Consider the following 18,365-nt stretch of genomic DNA (forward strand, 5'->3'; position numbering starts at 1 on the left):
GTCCATGTGCGCTGTTCGGACTCATTCTGCCAATAGAAAGAGGAGGGCTTCTCTATGAGTTATTTGTTGCGTAAGCCGCAGTCGCATGAAGTGTCTAATGGGGTCAAACTCGTGCACGAAGTAACGACATCCAACTCTGATCTCACTTATGTAGAGTTTAAAGTGTTAGATCTTGCATCAGGTTCAAGCTATACAGAAGAATTGAAAAAACAAGAAATCTGTATTGTGGCGGTAACGGGGAAAATTACAGTGACAGATCATGAGTCGACTTTTGAGAATATCGGCACGCGCGAAAGCGTATTTGAACGAAAACCGACAGACAGCGTCTATATTTCAAATGACCGTGCATTTGAGATCACAGCGGTCAGCGACGCAAGAGTGGCGCTTTGCTATTCTCCATCGGAAAAGCAGCTTCCGACAAAGCTGATCAAAGCGGAAGACAACGGAATTGAGCATCGCGGGCAATTTTCAAACAAACGTACTGTTCATAACATTCTTCCGGATTCAGACCCTTCAGCTAACAGTCTATTAGTAGTTGAAGTCTATACAGACAGCGGCAACTGGTCCAGCTACCCGCCTCACAAACATGACCAAGACAACTTGCCGGAAGAATCTTTCTTAGAAGAAACGTACTACCATGAGTTAGACCCGGGACAGGGCTTTGTGTTTCAGCGCGTATACACAGATGACCGTTCTATTGACGAGACAATGACTGTGGGAAATGAAAACGTTGTCATCGTTCCTGCGGGATACCACCCGGTAGGCGTTCCGGACGGATACACATCCTACTATTTAAATGTCATGGCAGGGCCGACGCGAAAATGGAAGTTTTATAACGACCCGGCGCATGAATGGATTTTAGAACGCTAACAAGTGAGGAGTGGCTGTTTACGATGAAGTATACATTCAATGAAGAGAAGGCTTTTGATATTGTTGCCATCGGCCGGGCATGTATTGATCTGAACGCAGTCGAATACAACCGCCCAATGGAAGAAACGATGACATTTTCGAAATATGTCGGCGGTTCACCTGCGAATATCGCGATCGGCAGCGCGAAGCTTGGCTTAAAAGCGGGCTTCATCGGCAAAATTCCGGATGACCAGCATGGAAGATTCATAGAGTCCTATATGAGAAAGACCGGCGTGGATACTACACAGATGATTGTTGATCAAGATGGACACAAAGCAGGCCTTGCATTTACAGAAATCCTCAGCCCTGAAGAATGCAGCATCTTAATGTATCGCGATGATGTGGCGGATCTTTATCTTGAGCCTTCAGAGGTAAGTGAGGACTATATCGCAAATGCGAAAATGCTGCTTGTCTCCGGGACAGCGCTCGCCAAAAGCCCGTCACGGGAAGCGGTGTTAAAAGCTGTTCAATACGCGAAAAAGCATCAGGTTAAGGTGGTATTCGAACTGGATTACCGGCCATATACGTGGCAGTCATCAGATGAAACAGCCGTTTATTATTCTTTGGTTGCCGAGCAGTCTGATATCGTCATCGGCACACGCGATGAATTTGATGTGATGGAAAACCGCACAGGCGGAAGCAATGAAGAATCCGTCAATCATTTATTTGGCCATTCAGCCGACCTCGTTGTCATCAAACACGGCGTCGAAGGCTCTTACGCATACAGCAAATCCGGCGAGGTATTCCGCGCTCAAGCGTACAAGACAAAAGTGCTGAAAACCTTTGGGGCCGGTGACTCCTATGCGTCAGCCTTTATCTATGGCCTTGTCAGCGGAAAAGACATTGAAACGGCATTGAAATACGGCAGTGCTTCAGCCTCCATTGTGGTGAGCAAGCACAGTTCGTCAGAAGCGATGCCGACTGCGGAAGAAATCGAACAGCTTATTGAAGCACAGTCATAATTGAAAAAGATCGAGTAAAGGTGGGATCGTTTGTGGGTAAGAAAATTCGCTTAACAACTGCGCAGGCGCTGATTAAATTCTTAAACCAGCAGTACATCCATGTAGATGGAAAGGAAGAGCCTTTTGTCGAAGGGATCTTCACGATTTTCGGTCATGGAAACGTATTAGGGATCGGGCAGGCGCTTGAGCAGGATGCAGGCCATTTGAAAGTCTATCAAGGGAAAAATGAACAAGGAATGGCGCATGCGGCCATGGCGTACAGCAAGCAAATGCTGAGAAGAAAAATATATGCGGTGTCTACATCCGTCGGACCTGGAGCGGCTAACTTGGTGGCGGCAGCCGGCACTGCATTGGCAAATAATATCCCAGTTCTCTTGATTCCGGCAGACACATTTGCGACAAGACAGCCAGACCCTGTACTGCAGCAAATGGAGCAAGAATACAGTGCGGCGATTACGACAAACGATGCATTGAAGCCTGTATCGAGATACTGGGACCGCATTACGCGCCCTGAGCAGCTGATGAGCAGTTTGCTGCGCGCGTTTGAAGTCATGACTGATCCGGCAAAAGCAGGTCCGGCAACGATTTGTATTTCTCAGGATGTTGAAGGGGAAGCATACGATTTTGATGAAAGTTTCTTCGTCAAACGGGTTCACTATATTGATCGCATGCAGCCGAGCGAGCGCGAGCTTCAAGGTGCGGCGGAGCTGATTAAATCCAGCAAAAAACCTGTGATTCTCGTCGGCGGAGGCGCAAAATATTCCGGTGCGCGCGATGAATTGGTTGCCATTTCTGAAGCCTATAACATTCCGTTAGTTGAAACGCAGGCAGGAAAGTCTACCGTTGAGGCAGATTTTGCGAACAACCTTGGCGGAATGGGCATCACAGGTACACTTGCGGCAAACAAAGCGGCCCGCCAAGCTGATTTGATTATCGGCATAGGCACAAGGTATACAGATTTTGCGACATCCTCTAAGACCGCTTTTGATTTTGATAAAGCGAAGTTTTTGAACATTAACGTCAGCCGAATGCAGGCGTATAAACTTGATGCATTCCAAGTGGTGGCGGATGCGAAAGTGACGCTTGGCAAACTGCACGGCTTGCTTGAAGGCTATGAGAGCGAGTTCGGCACAACGATCCGGGAGCTGAAGGACGAATGGCTAGCTGAACGCGAGCGTCTCAGCAAAGTGACGTTTAAGCGGGAAGCATTTGATCCGGAAATCAAAAATCACTTTTCTCAAGAGGTCCTGAATGAATATGCTGACGCGTTGAATACGGAGCTTCCGCAAACAACGGCATTGCTGACAATCAACGAGACGATTCCTGAAGACAGCGTCATCATCTGTTCAGCAGGCTCACTCCCAGGAGATTTGCAGCGTCTGTGGCATTCTAATGTTCCGAATACGTATCACCTGGAGTATGGATATTCTTGCATGGGCTATGAAGTGTCCGGGACACTCGGTCTTAAACTGGCCCACCCTGACAGAGAAGTGTATTCAATCGTCGGAGACGGCAGCTTCCTGATGCTTCATTCTGAATTGATCACGGCGATTCAGTACAACAAGAAAATCAATGTGCTGCTCTTTGACAACTCAGGATTCGGATGCATCAACAACCTGCAAATGGATCACGGCAGCGGCAGCTACTATTGCGAGTTCCGCACAGATGACAACCAAATCCTGAATGTCGATTACGCGAAAGTCGCTGAGGGATACGGCGCGAAAACCTACCGCGCAAACACAGTAGAAGAATTAAAAGCGGCGTTAGAGGATGCGAAGAAACAGGATGTATCAACATTAATTGAAATGAAGGTGCTGCCTAAAACAATGACGGACGGCTATGATAGCTGGTGGCATGTCGGGGTGGCAGAGGTATCTGAACAAGAAAGCGTTCAGAAGGCATACGAAGCAAAAGAGAAAAAGCTGGAATCTGCGAAGCAGTATTAGAGGGGAGGCACCAAGATGGGCAAAAATGAAATCCTGTGGGGAATCGCTCCCATTGGGTGGCGGAATGATGACATGCCTGAAATTGGAGCGGGAAATACACTTCAGCATTTGTTAAGTGATATCGTTGTCGCACGTTTTCAAGGCACGGAAGTCGGGGGCTTTTTCCCCGAACCTGCCGTCCTGAACAAAGAGCTGAAGCTTCGGAACTTACGCATTGCAGGAAAATGGTTCAGCAGTTTTATTTTGCGTGACGGACTTGGTGAAGCGGCAAAGACATTTACCCTGCATTGTGAGTATTTGCAGCAAGTAAACGCGGATGTCGCAGTTGTCTCTGAACAAACGTACAGCGTGCAAGGCTTGGAGAAAAACGTGTTCACAGAGAAGCCGCACTTTACGGATGATGAATGGGAGCGGCTTTGCGAAGGGCTGAATCACCTTGGCGAAATTGCCGCTCAGCATGGCTTGAAGCTTGTCTATCATCATCATCTCGGCACTGGTGTCCAAACAGCGGAAGAAGTGGACCGCCTGATGGCAGGAACAGACCCTGCGCATGTACACCTCCTCTATGATACAGGGCATGCGTATATTTCTGACGGCGATTACATGGGGATGCTTGAGAAGCATATCGGCCGCATTAAGCATGTGCACTTTAAGGATGCCCGCCTGAATGTCATGGAACAATGCAGGCTCGAAGGACAATCGTTCCGGCAATCATTTTTAAAAGGCATGTTTACGGTTCCCGGTGACGGCTGCATTGACTTTAGAGAAGTATATCAGCTGCTGTTGAAGCACAGTTATTCCGGATGGATTGTCATTGAAGCTGAACAAGACCCCGATGTTGCAAACCCGCTGGAGTATGCATTGATTGCGAGAAACTATATTGATCAGCAGTTGTTGGATATGGCTTAATGGGGAATGAACATATGGGCAATACCAATGGAGATTCAGCCTTCAATAAACGGACAATCGCGGCAGCATTGGCCAACTATATTGATGCCGGTTCAATTGTGGCAGGCTCCGCCGGTTTATCATTATGGGTCAGTTACCTTAAGCTATCCGATACACAAATCGGGCTGCTCGGCGCGCTGAGCGCAAATGCGATTTCTGCAGCTGTCGGCGCGCTGCTTGGCGGGTTTCTGGCTGATAAAGTCGGACGGAAGGCTGTTTATACCAATAGTATGCTGGTTTATGCACTAGGGATTTGTTTGGTTTTGTTCGGGGTTAATTTCCCCATGTTGTTAAGCGGTTACATCATTATCGGTTTATCAGTAGGAGCTGATATAACCGCGTCATGGACCATTATTGCGGAAAATGCGCCAAAGAAGAATCGGGCCAGGCATTGTGGCGTAGCACAAGTCGCTTGGGCCGCGGGCGCTGTCGTTGTACTGCTCCTCTCCGTACTGGCCGGTGACTTGGGACTCTTGGGGAATAAAATCGTATTTGCCCATCTGCTTGTGATTGCGCTGATTACATACATCCTGAGAATCAGGCTTCCGGAATCAGACGCCTGGCAGACAAAAAATCAGCCGGAGGATGCTCAGGCAGCAAAGCCGGCTGTATTGAATAAGACATCGTATTTTGATTTGCTCAAGCCTATGTATCTAAAAAGCATCCTGTTTTTGATGGGTGTGTACTTGGTTTGGAACTTAGCCGCCGGGGTCATGGGCTTCTTTATGCCATACATTTATCAGCAGGTCGGCGGTGTATCTGCCAACATGGCCAACCTTTTGCAAATGGGGCTGTTTATCTTCACAGGATTGGGGGTCGCTTTGATCTTCATGCCCTTTGCCGACAAATATAGAAAAACCGTATTTGGAATTGCCGCTTTCATGGCGGTGATCGGGTGGACACTGTTTCTGCTGCCAGTTGAAGGCCTGCCGATTCTGCTCCTGTTTATTGTCGTGATCGGCATCAATAACGGAGCCGGGCAGCAAGCGAACTATCAGTTATGGGCCAGCGAAATCTTTCCTACGCAATATCGTGCTTCCGCACAAGGACTGATGTTTTTCCTTGTCCGTATTTCAATAGGGATTTGGAGTCTGTTTGTCCCAATGATTATCACCAATTTCGGCATTGGAACGATGGCTGCAATTCTTCTCGGATGTGTGACGGCCAGTATGATCATCGGGCTGCTCTTTGCGCCGAATACGTCTGGCAAGTCGCTTGAACAAATTCAAGAGGAACTCTACGGATCTCCTCAGAGCCAAGTAAAGCAAGAAACAGAAAGCAAAATTATGTAATCAACAGAAGGAGTGGCTGTCAATGAGTTTACGTATTGGCGTAATTGGAACTGGAGCAATCGGAAAAGAACATATTAACCGCATCACCAACAAGCTGTCCGGCGCAGAAATTGTAGCTGTAACGGATGTCAATCAAGAAGCTGCACAAAAGGTCGTTGAGCAATACCAATTAAACGCGACGGTTTATCCGAATGATGACAGCCTGCTTGCAGACGAAAATGTAGACGCTGTCTTAGTGACAAGCTGGGGGCCTGCGCATGAGTCAAGCGTGCTGAAAGCCATTAAAGCCCAGAAATATGTGTTCTGTGAAAAACCGCTCGCGACAACGGCTGAAGGATGCATGCGAATCGTCGAAGAAGAAATCAAAGTGGGCAAACGCCTTGTTCAAGTCGGATTCATGCGCCGTTATGACAGCGGTTACGTACAGCTGAAGGAAGCACTCGATAACCATGTGATTGGCGAACCGCTTATGATTCACTGCGCGCACCGCAACCCGACTGTAGGAGATAACTACACAACCGATATGGCCGTAGTCGACACGCTTGTTCATGAAATTGATGTGCTGCACTGGCTCGTCAACGATGACTACGAGTCCGTTCAAGTCATCTACCCGAAAAAATCGAAAAACGCGCTGCCGCATTTAAAAGATCCGCAAATCGTCGTAATTGAAACAAAAGGCGGTATCGTCATCAATGCTGAAATCTATGTGAACTGTAAATACGGCTATGACATTCAATGCGAAATCGTCGGAGAAGACGGCATCATCAAGCTTCCCGAACCATCAAGCATCAGCTTGAGAAAAGAAGGCAAATTTAGCACTGATATTTTGATGGATTGGCAGAGACGCTTTGTCGCTGCGTACGATGTGGAAATCCAAGACTTTATTGATTCGATTCAAAAGAAAGGCGAGGTCAGCGGACCGACGGCATGGGATGGCTATATTGCTGCTGTCACGACTGACGCGTGTGTAAAAGCCCAGGAATCTGGACAAAAAGAAAAGGTTGAATTGAAGGAAAAACCGGAATTCTATCAATCTTTTACAACAGTTCAAAACTAAAAAACAGAGGAGTGAAAATATGAAGTTAGCATTGGATCCATCCATGTATCGTGATGATTTAACTTTAGAGGAAACGGTCTATAAAACGGCGGAGCTTGGCTATGAATATATCGAATTGTCTCCGCGCGAGGATTTTTGCCCGTTTTATAAATATCCGAAAGTCGATTCAGCAAAGATCAAACAATTAAAGCGTCTTTTAAGAGATACAGGTGTTAAGCTTTCATCGCTTCTTCCTCTTTACCACTGGGCGGGACCCGATGAAGACCGCCGCCAGGCAGCAGTGCGCAACTGGAAACGGGCAATCGAAATTGCGGTTGAACTTGAAGTCGATTTGATGAACAGCGAATTCAGCGGTTCAAAATATGATCCTTTAACAAGTGAAGAAAAATTTATCAAATCCATGGATGAGCTTCTGCCAGTCTTTGAAAAAGAAGGTATTAAACTCAATCTTCAAGCCCACCCATACGATTTTATCGAAACGCACAAGGGTGCGATGGATATGATCCGCGCGCTTGACAAGGATTGGATCAATCTTGTCTACTCGACTGCGCATACGTTCTTCTATGATGACGGCAAAGGCGACATCGAGACCATGTTTGACGAAGCCGGCGACCGCCTCACACATGTTTTATTTGCAGATACCTATAATCATAAAGCGGCTCATGGCCTTCGCTACATCGTCAATCCGCCTGACGCAAAAGTAACGGTTCACCAGCATTTGGACATTGGCCAAGGCGAGGTTGATTTTGATACGATTTTCAGAAAACTGAGAGAGATGAAGTTCGACGGAATTGCGACGAATGCCGTATTTGCTTGGGTCGATGAAAGAGCGGATGAATCAAGCCGATTTATGCTTAAGAAAATGAAAGAAGAATTAGGTCTGGCATAAGCTGAGCATGGAGTTCGGCGGGATATGACGACAGCCTTCCTGCCGAACTCCCTTCATATCTAAAACGCAGATGGGGGAGTCTGGCATGAAACTTTGTTTTAATGAAGCGACAACATTGGAAAACTCAAACCTTAAACAGGATTTAGAACTATGCGAAAAGCACGGCTATGATTATATTGAAATCCGCACAATGGATAAGCTGCCCGAGTACTTAAAAGATCATTCATTGGCAGATCTTGCGGAATATTTTCAAACCCATCACATCAAACCGCTTGCTTTAAACGCGCTTGTTTTCTTCAACAACCGTGATGAAAAGGGCCACAACGAGATCATCACTGAATTTAAAGGCATGATGGAAACATGCAAAACCCTCGGTGTGAAATATGTGGTGGCCGTTCCGCTTGTGACAGAGCAGAAGATTGTAAAAGAAGAGATCAAAAAGAGCAGTGTAGACGTGCTGACTGAGCTGTCAGATATCGCGGAGCCGTACGGCGTAAAAATCGCGCTTGAATTTGTCGGCCATCCGCAATGTACGGTCAATACGTTTGAACAGGCGTATGAGATCGTAAACACAGTTAACCGTGACAATGTCGGGCTTGTCTTTGATAGTTTTCACTTCCATGCAATGGGTTCAAATATTGAGAGCTTAAAGCAGGCGGACGGAAAGAAAATCTTCATCTATCATATCGATGATACAGAAGATTTCCCAATCGGCTTTTTAACAGATGAGGATCGTGTATGGCCGGGACAAGGGGCAATTGACTTAGATGCCCACTTATCAGCACTGAAGGAAATCGGCTTCTCTGATGTTGTATCGGTTGAGCTCTTCCGGCCTGAATACTATAAGCTGACTGCTGAGGAAGCCATTCAAACAGCGAAAAAAACAACAGTGGACGTCGTATCAAAATACTTCAACATGTAATGGATAAAGGAGGGGTGGACATGGCTTTTGTATCGATGAAAGAGCTTCTTGAAGATGCAAAGCGGGAGCAATATGCAATTGGCCAGTTTAATATCAACGGCCTGCAATGGACGAAGGCGATTTTGCAGGCGGCGCAAAAGGAGCAATCAGCGGTCATCGCCGCGGCTTCCGATCGCCTGGTCGACTATTTAGGCGGATTTAAAACGATTGCCGCCATGGTAGGCGCGTTAATGGAGGACATGGCGATTACCGTTCCGGTCGTGCTTCATCTCGATCACGGCAGCAGTGCGGAACGCTGCAGACAGGCCATTGATGCCGGATTCAGCTCAGTGATGATTGACGGCTCCCATCAGCCGATTGACGAGAATATCGCGATGACAAAAGAAGTCACCGATTATGCCGCAAAACACGGCGTGTCAGTAGAAGCCGAAGTCGGCACGGTCGGCGGAATGGAAGATGGACTGGTCGGCGGGGTCCGCTATGCCGATATCACGGAATGTGAGCGGATCGTTAAAGAAACCAATATCGACGCGCTGGCCGCCGCCCTCGGCTCTGTACACGGCAAATATCAGGGTGAGCCGAATCTCGGATTTAAGGAAATGGAGGCTATCTCCCGCATGACTGATATTCCCCTCGTTCTTCACGGGGCATCCGGGATTCCGCGGGATCAGATCAAAAAAGCCATCACGCTCGGCCACGCGAAGATCAATATCAATACGGAATGTATGGTAGCGTGGACAGACGAAACACGCCGCATGTTTCAGGAAAACAGCGATCTGTACGAACCGCGCGGCTATTTGACACCCGGCATTGAAGCCGTGGAAGAGACAGTGCGAAGCAAAATGAGAGAGTTCGGATCAGCCGGTAAAGCAGCTAAGCAGCAGGTCGGCTAAAGAGACCAGAAACCGCCGAGATGGCGGTTTTTTTGTGCGGTGTTGCGTCCATACGCCCAAAACGATTATGATGATGGCAGCAGTGTAAGAAACGGGAGTGGTTCAGTTTGAATAAAATCATGATTGTGGAAGACAGTGAAGACATTCGCGGACTATTGCAGAATTACCTTGAAAAATACGGATATCAAACAGTGGTCGCCGCGGATTTTACAGCTGTTCTTGATGTCTTTTTGCGGGAAAAGCCCGATGTGGTGCTGCTTGATATCAATTTGCCGGCATATGACGGATATTATTGGTGCCGGCAAATCCGCCAGCACTCCACAAGCCCGATCATCTTTATTTCTGCCAGAAGCGGGGAAATGGATCAGGTGATGGCGATTGAAAATGGGGGAGACGATTATATCGAAAAACCGTTTTCTTATGATATTGTGCTGGCGAAAATCAAAAGCCAGATCCGGAGGGCGTACGGGGAGTACGCCGCAAAGCAGGGAGAGAAAGTGGTTGAATATGCCGGCGTTCAGCTCTTTGTGGAACGGTTTGAACTGCGTTTTCAGGATGAAAAAAGCGAGCTTTCTAAAAAAGAAAGCAAGCTTTTGGAAGTGCTGCTTGAGCGGGGAGAAAAGGTGACGAGTCGGGACCGTCTCATGGAAAAGACGTGGGACACCGACATATTCATCGATGATAATACACTTAACGTGTATATCACGCGGCTCAGAAAAAAACTGCGGGAGCTGAATGCGCCTGTTTCTATTGAAGCGGTGCGGGGCGAAGGCTACCAGCTGAGGGCGCAGTCATGAAGCTGTTTCTCCGGTCTCATGCAGTGCTGATTCTGCTTTTTCTCCTTCAAGGGCTGTTTGTCTTCTTTTATTACTGGTTTGCGGGTCTTCATTCTTTTTCTCACTTGTTTTACATATTGGGCGTGCAGCTTCTTATTTTGGCGGGCTATCTTGCCTATCGCTGGTACAAAGACCGCGGCGTGTATCATTGGCTCAGCTCGGGGCAGGAAGGGACGGATATCCCGTATCTCGGTTCTTCAGTGTTCTGTTCAGAGCTGTATGAAAAGCAGATGGAGCTGGTCCGGCTGCAGCACCAGAAGCTCCATGAGACCGAAGCCAAGCTTGACGCGCGGGTGACGTATATGAATCAATGGGTGCACCAAGTGAAGACACCGCTGTCGGTCATTAATTTAATCATTCAAGAAGAGGATGAGCCCGTTTTTGAACAAATCAAAAAAGAAGTCCGGCAGATTGAATTCGGGCTGGAGACGCTTCTTTATTCTTCAAGGCTCGACCTGTTTGAACGGGATTTTAAAATCGAAGCGGTTTCCCTGTCCGAGCTTCTCCAATCAGTCATTCAAAGCTATAAACGATTTTTTATTCAATATCGCGTTTATCCGAAAATGAACGTTTGCAATGATCATCAGATTTACACCGATGCCAAATGGCTCAAATTTGCGATTGGCCAAGTGGTCACAAATGCGGTCAAGTATTCAGCGGGCAAGAGTGACAGACTTGAGCTGAATGTCTTCCGCGATGAAGACAGGACGGTGCTTGAAGTTAAAGATTACGGTGTCGGGATTCCCTCACAAGACATCAAGCGGGTGTTTGACCCTTATTACACCGGTGAAAACGGGCGGCGTTTCCAAGAATCTACGGGAATCGGCCTCCATCTCGTCAAAGAAATTACAGATAAGCTCAATCATACGGTGGACATCAGCTCGTCTCCCGGTGAAGGGACATCAGTTCGATTTTCATTTCTTACAAAAATGTAAGGCTGCGTTAAGAAAACAACATAGCCCGCTTTGTTTCCCCTTGATAACATGGATTTATGTCAAGGGGATTTTTATGTTGAACGTCCCGGCACTACATGAAAGCAGCCCAGATCAACAAGAATAAAACCATAAGGAGGATTTTCATGGCGAATATGCTTGAAGTCAAACATATAAATAAAACCTATAAAGGACAAGTGTCCTATCAGGCCTTAAAGCAAATTTCATTTTCAATAGAAGAAGGCGAGTTCACGGCGGTGATGGGGCCGTCCGGGTCCGGAAAAACAACGCTTTTGAATATCATTTCAACGATTGACCGTCCAGATTCAGGCGATATCCTGATTAACGGAGAAAACCCGCATCGCCTGAAGCGGACAAAGCTCGCTCATTTCCGCCGCAAGCAGCTCGGATTTGTGTTTCAGGATTTCAACCTTCTGGACACGCTGACGATCGGTGAAAATATCATGCTGCCGTTAACGCTTGAAAAAGAAGCGCCGTCTGTCATGGAAGAAAAACTGCACGGCATCGCGGCAAAGCTCGGTATCGAAAACCTGCTCAACAAACGGACGTTTGAAGTATCCGGAGGCCAGCGCCAGCGGGCCGCCATCGCAAGAGCAGTCATTCATAAGCCGTCACTCATTCTGGCCGATGAACCAACTGGAAACCTTGATTCCAAAGCGACAAAAGACGTCATGGAAACGTTGCAGAGCCTGAATAGGGATGATCATGTCACGGCTTTGATGGTGACCCACGATCCGGTTTCGGCAAGCTACTGCCGCCGCGTCATCTTTATAAAAGACGGCGAATTGTTTAATGAGATTTACCGCGGGGAAAACCGCCAAGTCTTTTATGAACAAATTCTCGATGTGCTGTCTATGCTGGGGGGAAACGCAAATGACCTTTCTTCAGTTCGCTTATAAAAACGTCACGAGAAACAAAAGGGCCTATCTTGCATTCTTTTTAAGCAGCGCCTTTTCCGTTTTGATTTTCTTTACCTTTGCGATGTTCCTGTTTCATCCGGCATTAAAGGAAGGCTACCTGAATAACATCGCCAAAAAAGGCTTAACCGCCGCGGAATGGATGATCTTTGTTTTTTCTTTCTTATTTGTTCTGTATTCGGTTAACGCATTTTTGAAATCGAGAAATAAAGAATTCGGCATCCTGCTCATGCAGGGCATCACGCCGGGGCAGCTGAGAAAGCTCATTACTGCGGAAAATATGATCATCGGCGTCATGTCAATTGCAGCCGGCATTATCGGAGGATTCATTTTTTCAAAGACGTTCTTTACGGTCGGCGCTTATATTTTAGAAATGGACGCGCTGCCTTTGTATATGCCTTGGAAAGCGCTCGGTATTACGGCCTGCGGATTTCTGCTCTTATTTTTCTTTTTATCGCAGTTTACGATCCTTTTTGTCAGATCAAATACGGTTATCAAATTAATAAAGGGCACTGGCAAGGTTAAACCGGAGCCTAAGCCGTCCGTGCTTCTGTCCTTATTCGGCATCGCCTGTCTGTGCGGCGGGTACGGCATGGTTCTTAAAGGCAATGTCCACGGGGCCGAACCGTTTATCATTTTACTGCTCACCGTTATCGGAACATATTTCTTTTTCAGCCAAAGCAGCATATGGATTCTGCGCGCGCTGAAGAAGTGGAAAACCTTTTATCTGCGCGGGAAAAACATCATTTGGGTTTCTGACCTTGTCTATCGTCTAAAAGACAACGCCCGCCTGTTCTTTATTGTCAGCATTATTTCCGCGGTTGCGTTTACTGCGACAGGCGTGCTCGCAATGTACAAATCGACCGTCGGAGCGGAAGAGTCCGCTTATGAAATGGAGTATTTATCTTACAGCAACAATCCAAAAGAACAGACTCATTTGAAAGATATTGACCATGAACTGAAAACACACGGTTTTACGTATACGAAAGACAAAATAGATGTTTCCTATGTTCGCTATCAGGAAGGAGATACTGTTCCCCCTGTTTACATGATCAGAGAATCGGATGCGGCAAAATACTTCCATGTCAAAGTGAACGGCCTGAAAGAAGACGAGGCTGTCTATTTCCCGGGAACGTATGACCGCAATTTCAAAAACGAAGCGCCGGATCAGCTGAAGCTGCTGAACCAAAAAGGGGAGCTGTCTGATCAAAAACTGTCGGTAAAAGAAGTCAAAAAACCGCTGACCTCATTGAATGCCATCATCGCGGTGAATGATCAAACCTTTGATCAGCTGAAATCACTCGGTGATAAAGCGTCATTATACGGCTACAGCTATGATCATTGGAAAGACAGTCTTGAGATCAGCCAATCCTTGCAAAATGAGATTTACGGCAATTATATCGACGTGCATTCTGATTTTGCTTCAAAAGCTGGGACTTACTATGATACGGTGCAGCTGCCGAGCCTGAGTTTATTTATCGGCCTGTTTATCGCAATTGTATTCTTTGTCGCGGCAGCAAGTTTCTTATATTTCAGGCTGTTCACTGATTTAGATGAAGACCGGGAGCGCTACCGTTCACTGGCCAAAATCGGCCTGAGTGAGCGTGAAATGGCACAAAGCGTGACAATACAATTGGCCATTCTTTTCTTCTTTCCATTTGTCATTGCTGTCATGCATACACTGTTTGCCTTGAGAACATTGGCTGTGGAAGGCTATTCCGATGTAGCGGGGCCGCTCAGTCTCACCATCGGAGGGTTTTTCATTTTTCAGCTTCTATTCTTCCTCGCGGTGCGGTCAAGCTATTTGAAAAAAATGAACAAGTAAGGGGAGTGCAAAGATGAAAAAAGCAATGGCAATCCTGGCCGTCTTGGCGGCTGCTGCCGTAATATGCGGGCTTCTCTTTTTTCATAACGATGTTACAGACAGATTTAATCCGTTTATTCACCAGCAAGATGTCTATGTTCAGATTGATCGAGATGGCAGACATCTTAGTCCGGGCGGTACTGAATATACATTAGACGGATATAATGCATCCGGAAAAAAAGAAGAAGTGACCTTTTTCGCCGGCAAAGAGCTTCGGAAGAACGCGTATTTGAAGGTGAAGGCGAAAGGAAAGTATGTCGAGACTTGGGAAGAAGTCAAGTTTGAAGATATGCCGGACTCCGTACAATCAAAATTAAAGTGAATCATAAAAAACGGCACAGCGTCATGACTGTGCCGTTTTTTTATTTTTTATTTTCTTCGGCCCGTTTGATCAGCATGTCGGTGATGATATCCACCTGTTTGCTGACAGAAATCGGGTCGTACGGGTAGAACGTGTCAAAGTCATTGATAAACACGCGATTATGTTTAACAGCATCAAGGTTTTTCCAAATAGAGGAATTCTCCAGCTTGTCGAGTGTTTTGCTTTCGCCTTTCGGGTTGTAATCCGTAATGAACATATAATCTGCGGCATACTCAGGAATAACCTCTTGAGAGAGCTGTTTCATCTCTCCATTTTTGATGACATCTTGCTCAATTTTTTCAGGCGCTTTTAACCCAAGTGCATTGTATACAGCTTGGCCGCCGCGTCCGCCATTGTCATTGAACACCCAGAATTCGCCCTTGTCTGTGTTTTCATAAATGCCGAAGGTCGCATCTTTGTCAATGACGCCGGCAATTTTCTTTTTAGCTGCTTCCGCTTTTTTGTTAAAGTCAGCCATAAAGGATTTTGCTTTGTCTTTCGATCCGGCGATATCTCCGAACATGCTGACTGTATCTTCTACGTTTTTCGCTGTGTTATAAGGTATGACAACAGTCGGAGCGATTTTCTTTAATTTATCAACATTCTCTTCATTCATGACAACAATTAAGTCAGGCTGAAGCTCCATCACTTTTTCAACGCTTATTGGATCACCAACATCCTTCACATTTTTCAGCTTTGATTTTAAAAACGGATTATCAAATGACCATGAGCCTGAGCCGACCACATTGGCCCCGACAGACAGCAATTCACCGGCATAAAAATCAGTGACGATGCGTTTCGGATGTGCAGGAATGTTGACGTTCCCTTTTGGTGATTTGTATGTTCTCACTTCTGTTTTTTCGGAAGCAGAATCGCTTGAGCTCCCTTTAGAAGCCGTGCCGCTGCAAGCGCTGACAAACATGAGAAGCAGCACAAACATGCCCACGAGCAATATGTTCTTTTTCATCAAGAACCCTCCCACTATGTATCTCAATAGATTAGTAATGATTATCATTATCAATTAATAATATAGCAAGAAACCTGTTCCCCGTCTATCACTATTTTTAAGGGAGAAAGTTTTTCCTGTTTATGGGTGACGCGGTATGCCTAATCGATTATTATAGGTAAATAGGAGGAGAAAAATATGGGAATTACAAAAAGAGGTTCCGCTTGGGAATGGCTGCATAGCTGGTGGATGCTGTTTATTTTCATGCCTTTTGCCATTACCAGTTTTTTTGCCTTTTTATTTATTGGCATCAAGGTTAGAAATAGAAAGTGGATCATGTACGGCATCATTTATTTTTTCATTTTTGCGTTTGGTTTTGTTTTGCCCGATCTGCCCGGTGTTTTTATTGTGGTCCCGTTATGGGCGGTGACCATTATTCATGGATTTAAAGTGCGCCCGCTGTATTTGATTCAGCTGGATGTCTACAAAGATCATGTGGAGGCGCGGGCTTTTGCCGAGGCAAGAAGTGAAGCCGAGAGCAGATTTCATGCACCGAAACAGTCTATTCAGGATATACATATTCGCAAAGAACAGTAAGAAAAAAAGCTCAACACTCGCATTGTGTTGAGCTTTTTATATGTTACTGCTGATAGGATTGCTGCTGAAATGGCGTGTTTTGGCCGAATGGAAGTGTAGACACATTCGTATTCATGACGCTGGATTGTCCAGTAAGTTCCTGTTGCATTTGGTTGCACATGTTGACAACCTGCTGGCACTTTTGAATCGCCATATCATGCCCGTGCAGTGCTTGCTGAATGGTATGTGCAGCTTGTTGTTCGTGGTTTAGAATCTGCTGCAGCATTTGGATGTTTTGCTGTTCCTGATGAAGCATTTGGCGATATTGCTGGCTGCTTTGCTGTGTTTGCTGAATGAGCTGCTGAGCAGTTTGGCGGCATTGGTTCAGCTGCTGCAAGCCGTGTTGTGTATTATGCATGAATGATCCCTCCATGTATCGATTGACGTGAGTCGGTATTATCATGCAACTTGAATGAAAAGAAATTCCGTCAAAGAGGAACTACAATTATTTTCCTCAGCCCCTCTATCTTTGAATGAAAACGGTAAAGATTGTATACTGGGTACAAACCCTTTTTATGTAAATGTTCCGTTTTAACATATAAGAAATGCGGAAAACGAAACCCTGAGATGGGAGAATCGTATTCCGCTTTTTTTCTTTGTTTCGCTCAGAAACCGCCTTCCCCTGCAGTAAATGGGATATTCAGCCGGTTTTCTACTGTACGGAGGCGCTGATTGAGCCGATTTAGGCGGCGTGTATGGCGTTCAACAGCCTGGCTTAACTGATTGACCTGTTCGGCAATCCGTGCAATTTCCCGATTTTGACGGCGGTCTTCGTTTGTCAGACGGGTTAATTCTCTTGACTGCTGTTCATTTTGCCGTTCAAGTGCTGCGATTCTTCTTTCCAATGCCGGCTGTCTGTCCATTTGGTATGGATCGTATACATCCTGCTGCGGATAAGGATTGTACTCATAGTGGCTATAGTAAGGTTCCTGCTGAGGCAGCTGAGGGCTGTAATATTGATAAGGGTTCATGTGATCAGTCTCCTTGTGGGTGAATTCCTTATAACTTATGTAGTCATTGGCACAGTGGCACGGCATTCGCCCAAAAAAGGAGGAAAGAATGGTGATCCCCTTGAGAAACAAATATGGCATTTTGTTTTTAATTGCTGTATGCATCATGGTATCGGGCTGCCAGCAGCAAAAAGAAGAGACGCCGTTTTATTACGGAACGTGGGATGAGGGGCTTGCCCCCGGGCCAACGGACGGCGTGAAATCAGCAACAGTCACATTTACCGAAGACGAGGTTGTGGAAACGGAAGTGATGGAAGGAAGAGGAGAGGTACAGCTGCCTTTTATGGCATACAAGGTGATTTCCCAAAGCACTGACGGGTCTATCGAGATTCAGTACCTCGGCCCCTATTATCCGCTCAAAAGCACGCTGAAAAGAGGAGAAAACGGGACATTGATATGGGAGCAAAATGGCCAGACAAAAACGATGACAAGAATCGAATCAAAGACCGGCAGGGAGGAGAAAGATGAGAAATCAAAAAGCTGAAAGACTGGTGGCAGCGGGGCTTGTTTTACATATTATTCAGTGGATATTTATATTATGGGCTTTTCTCAAAGTCAAACATTTATTTAGTGACTATACGATCTATAACCCTAATGTCATCAGCGGCTCCATGCAGTCCTTATCGTTTATACAAATGATGCGCGCTATGATGTACTCAGGGGCAATCGTGAATTATGTATTGTTTTTTGCCCTTGTATGGCTGATTTATGGCATAGTGCTTCATGCCATCCTGATTGTTCTGGAAATGGCGGCTTACGTCATGATCAGGCGGAATCCATCATCTTCATGGGGGTTCTTTTTAATCGCTGCGGGTGTGAAGCTTGCCATCTTGAATATAACCGGCATTCCATTTTTAGCTGCCGGCTTTCTGCTGATGAAACAGAAAAAAGCAGAAAACGGCGTCAAGGCAGAAAGAAAGCGGAAACCGCGCTTGCGTATCCGAAGACAAGGGCGGCGTCTAAATAGAATTCGGAGAAAACCATCTCTTCCGGTTGAATATCAAAAAGAAAAAACGATATGATG

General features: G+C 46.2%; 20 protein-coding genes. 17 read left to right on the top strand and 3 right to left on the bottom strand.

Going from position 1 to position 18,365, the window contains the following annotated elements:
* The first annotated feature begins 54 nt into the window (after positions 1-54).
* From iolB to BGM23_RS01770, 14 genes are all read left to right on the top strand, one after another.
* Positions 55-870: a 5-deoxy-glucuronate isomerase gene (gene iolB / locus BGM23_RS01705; protein WP_003243247.1), complete on the top strand. Its 816-nt coding sequence runs from the start codon at positions 55-57 to the stop codon at positions 868-870.
* Between the two features lie 23 nt (positions 871-893).
* The gene (gene iolC / locus BGM23_RS01710; RefSeq protein WP_003243753.1) at positions 894-1,871 is read left to right on the top strand and encodes a 5-dehydro-2-deoxygluconokinase; all 978 of its coding nucleotides are present in this window, start codon (positions 894-896) and stop codon (positions 1,869-1,871) included.
* Positions 1,872-1,903: 32 nt separating this feature from the next.
* A complete protein-coding gene (gene iolD, locus BGM23_RS01715; RefSeq protein WP_003242642.1) occupies positions 1,904-3,817 on the top strand; it encodes a 3D-(3,5/4)-trihydroxycyclohexane-1,2-dione acylhydrolase (decyclizing) in 1,914 nt (637 codons plus the stop codon).
* A 15-nt stretch (positions 3,818-3,832) separates the two neighbouring features.
* The gene (iolE, locus tag BGM23_RS01720; RefSeq protein WP_019712599.1) at positions 3,833-4,726 is read left to right on the top strand and encodes a myo-inosose-2 dehydratase; all 894 of its coding nucleotides are present in this window, start codon (positions 3,833-3,835) and stop codon (positions 4,724-4,726) included.
* Between the two features lie 14 nt (positions 4,727-4,740).
* The gene (gene iolF, locus BGM23_RS01725) at positions 4,741-6,057 is read left to right on the top strand and encodes a myo-inositol transporter IolF (protein ID WP_026009840.1); all 1,317 of its coding nucleotides are present in this window, start codon (positions 4,741-4,743) and stop codon (positions 6,055-6,057) included.
* A gap of 22 nt (positions 6,058-6,079) precedes the next feature.
* Positions 6,080-7,114 carry a bifunctional inositol 2-dehydrogenase/D-chiro-inositol 1-dehydrogenase gene (gene iolG / locus BGM23_RS01730; protein WP_014481414.1) on the top strand — a complete coding sequence of 345 codons (1,035 nt, stop codon included), beginning with the start codon at positions 6,080-6,082 and terminating at the stop codon, positions 7,112-7,114.
* 19 nt (positions 7,115-7,133) lie between these two features.
* Positions 7,134-8,003 carry a sugar phosphate isomerase/epimerase family protein gene (locus BGM23_RS01735; RefSeq protein WP_015250852.1) on the top strand — a complete coding sequence of 290 codons (870 nt, stop codon included), beginning with the start codon at positions 7,134-7,136 and terminating at the stop codon, positions 8,001-8,003.
* 85 nt (positions 8,004-8,088) lie between these two features.
* Positions 8,089-8,925, top strand: a complete 837-nt coding sequence (gene iolI, locus BGM23_RS01740) for a 2-keto-myo-inositol isomerase (protein ID WP_019712597.1) — start codon at positions 8,089-8,091, stop codon at positions 8,923-8,925.
* Positions 8,926-8,945: 20 nt separating this feature from the next.
* Positions 8,946-9,818: a 6-phospho-5-dehydro-2-deoxy-D-gluconate aldolase gene (gene iolJ, locus BGM23_RS01745; protein ID WP_019712596.1), complete on the top strand. Its 873-nt coding sequence runs from the start codon at positions 8,946-8,948 to the stop codon at positions 9,816-9,818.
* Between the two features lie 107 nt (positions 9,819-9,925).
* Complete coding sequence (yxdJ, locus tag BGM23_RS01750; protein ID WP_003243527.1) at positions 9,926-10,615, top strand: two-component system response regulator YxdJ; 690 nt, start codon at positions 9,926-9,928, stop codon at positions 10,613-10,615.
* A complete protein-coding gene (yxdK, locus tag BGM23_RS01755) occupies positions 10,612-11,589 on the top strand; it encodes a two-component system sensor histidine kinase YxdK (RefSeq protein WP_019712858.1) in 978 nt (325 codons plus the stop codon). Before yxdJ ends, yxdK begins: the two co-directional genes overlap by 4 nt.
* A 143-nt stretch (positions 11,590-11,732) precedes the next feature.
* Positions 11,733-12,506, top strand: a complete 774-nt coding sequence (gene yxdL / locus BGM23_RS01760; protein WP_003243557.1) for an ABC transporter ATP-binding protein YxdL — start codon at positions 11,733-11,735, stop codon at positions 12,504-12,506.
* Positions 12,481-14,349, top strand: coding sequence for an ABC transporter permease YxdM (gene yxdM, locus BGM23_RS01765; protein WP_046664031.1), 1,869 nt, complete (start codon positions 12,481-12,483; stop codon positions 14,347-14,349). The genes yxdL and yxdM overlap by 26 nt, the downstream gene beginning before the upstream one ends.
* 13 nt (positions 14,350-14,362) lie before the next feature.
* Positions 14,363-14,710 (top strand): YxeA family protein, encoded by a 348-nt coding sequence (locus BGM23_RS01770; protein WP_003227084.1) that lies wholly within the window; start codon positions 14,363-14,365, stop codon positions 14,708-14,710.
* 40 nt (positions 14,711-14,750) lie between these two features.
* Here BGM23_RS01770 and BGM23_RS01775 read toward each other — a convergent pair whose 3' ends face one another.
* Entirely contained in the window at positions 14,751-15,716 is a 966-nt protein-coding gene (locus tag BGM23_RS01775; protein WP_046664030.1) for an iron-hydroxamate ABC transporter substrate-binding protein, read from the bottom strand.
* 177 nt (positions 15,717-15,893) lie between these two features.
* On the opposite strand from BGM23_RS01775, the gene BGM23_RS01780 reads away from it, so the two are divergent.
* The gene (locus BGM23_RS01780) at positions 15,894-16,292 is read left to right on the top strand and encodes a hypothetical protein (RefSeq protein ID WP_003227087.1); all 399 of its coding nucleotides are present in this window, start codon (positions 15,894-15,896) and stop codon (positions 16,290-16,292) included.
* A gap of 43 nt (positions 16,293-16,335) precedes the next feature.
* On the opposite strand, the gene BGM23_RS01785 is transcribed toward BGM23_RS01780, so the two are convergent.
* Together BGM23_RS01785 and cotNE are read right to left on the bottom strand one after the other, a co-directional pair.
* Complete coding sequence (locus tag BGM23_RS01785; RefSeq protein ID WP_003236356.1) at positions 16,336-16,689, bottom strand: hypothetical protein; 354 nt, start codon at positions 16,687-16,689, stop codon at positions 16,336-16,338.
* A 247-nt stretch (positions 16,690-16,936) separates the two neighbouring features.
* Complete coding sequence (gene cotNE, locus BGM23_RS01790; protein ID WP_003227093.1) at positions 16,937-17,302, bottom strand: inner spore coat protein CotNE; 366 nt, start codon at positions 17,300-17,302, stop codon at positions 16,937-16,939.
* An 88-nt stretch (positions 17,303-17,390) separates the two neighbouring features.
* On the opposite strand from cotNE, the gene BGM23_RS01795 reads away from it, so the two are divergent.
* Together BGM23_RS01795 and BGM23_RS01800 are read left to right on the top strand one after the other, a co-directional pair.
* Complete coding sequence (locus BGM23_RS01795; RefSeq protein ID WP_015715009.1) at positions 17,391-17,825, top strand: DUF3255 family protein; 435 nt, start codon at positions 17,391-17,393, stop codon at positions 17,823-17,825.
* Positions 17,806-18,363, top strand: coding sequence for a hypothetical protein (locus tag BGM23_RS01800; RefSeq protein WP_003227097.1), 558 nt, complete (start codon positions 17,806-17,808; stop codon positions 18,361-18,363). Before BGM23_RS01795 ends, BGM23_RS01800 begins: the two co-directional genes overlap by 20 nt.
* Positions 18,364-18,365: the final 2 nt, after the last annotated feature.

It is taken from the genome of Bacillus sp. FJAT-14266, assembly GCF_001719225.1.
Lineage (GTDB): Bacteria > Bacillota > Bacilli > Bacillales > Bacillaceae > Bacillus > Bacillus subtilis.

What these genes read in the sequence shown, in the direction of transcription:
- iolB (WP_003243247.1), top strand. Translation starts at nt 55, where the DNA reads ATGAGTTATTTGTTGCGTAAGCCGCAGTCGCATGAAGTGTCTAATGGG.
- iolC (WP_003243753.1), top strand. Translation starts at nt 894, where the DNA reads ATGAAGTATACATTCAATGAAGAGAAGGCTTTTGATATTGTTGCCATC.
- iolE (WP_019712599.1), top strand. Translation starts at nt 3,833, where the DNA reads ATGGGCAAAAATGAAATCCTGTGGGGAATCGCTCCCATTGGGTGGCGG.
- iolF (WP_026009840.1), top strand. Translation starts at nt 4,741, where the DNA reads ATGGGCAATACCAATGGAGATTCAGCCTTCAATAAACGGACAATCGCG.
- iolG (WP_014481414.1), top strand. Translation starts at nt 6,080, where the DNA reads ATGAGTTTACGTATTGGCGTAATTGGAACTGGAGCAATCGGAAAAGAA.
- BGM23_RS01735 (WP_015250852.1), top strand. Translation starts at nt 7,134, where the DNA reads ATGAAGTTAGCATTGGATCCATCCATGTATCGTGATGATTTAACTTTA.
- iolI (WP_019712597.1), top strand. Translation starts at nt 8,089, where the DNA reads ATGAAACTTTGTTTTAATGAAGCGACAACATTGGAAAACTCAAACCTT.
- iolJ (WP_019712596.1), top strand. Translation starts at nt 8,946, where the DNA reads ATGGCTTTTGTATCGATGAAAGAGCTTCTTGAAGATGCAAAGCGGGAG.
- yxdK (WP_019712858.1), top strand. Translation starts at nt 10,612, where the DNA reads ATGAAGCTGTTTCTCCGGTCTCATGCAGTGCTGATTCTGCTTTTTCTC.
- yxdL (WP_003243557.1), top strand. Translation starts at nt 11,733, where the DNA reads ATGGCGAATATGCTTGAAGTCAAACATATAAATAAAACCTATAAAGGA.
- yxdM (WP_046664031.1), top strand. Translation starts at nt 12,481, where the DNA reads ATGACCTTTCTTCAGTTCGCTTATAAAAACGTCACGAGAAACAAAAGG.
- BGM23_RS01770 (WP_003227084.1), top strand. Translation starts at nt 14,363, where the DNA reads ATGAAAAAAGCAATGGCAATCCTGGCCGTCTTGGCGGCTGCTGCCGTA.
- BGM23_RS01775 (WP_046664030.1), bottom strand. Translation starts at nt 15,716, where the DNA reads ATGAAAAAGAACATATTGCTCGTGGGCATGTTTGTGCTGCTTCTCATG.
- BGM23_RS01780 (WP_003227087.1), top strand. Translation starts at nt 15,894, where the DNA reads ATGGGAATTACAAAAAGAGGTTCCGCTTGGGAATGGCTGCATAGCTGG.
- BGM23_RS01785 (WP_003236356.1), bottom strand. Translation starts at nt 16,689, where the DNA reads ATGCATAATACACAACACGGCTTGCAGCAGCTGAACCAATGCCGCCAA.
- cotNE (WP_003227093.1), bottom strand. Translation starts at nt 17,302, where the DNA reads ATGAACCCTTATCAATATTACAGCCCTCAGCTGCCTCAGCAGGAACCT.
- BGM23_RS01795 (WP_015715009.1), top strand. Translation starts at nt 17,391, where the DNA reads ATGGTGATCCCCTTGAGAAACAAATATGGCATTTTGTTTTTAATTGCT.
- BGM23_RS01800 (WP_003227097.1), top strand. Translation starts at nt 17,806, where the DNA reads ATGAGAAATCAAAAAGCTGAAAGACTGGTGGCAGCGGGGCTTGTTTTA.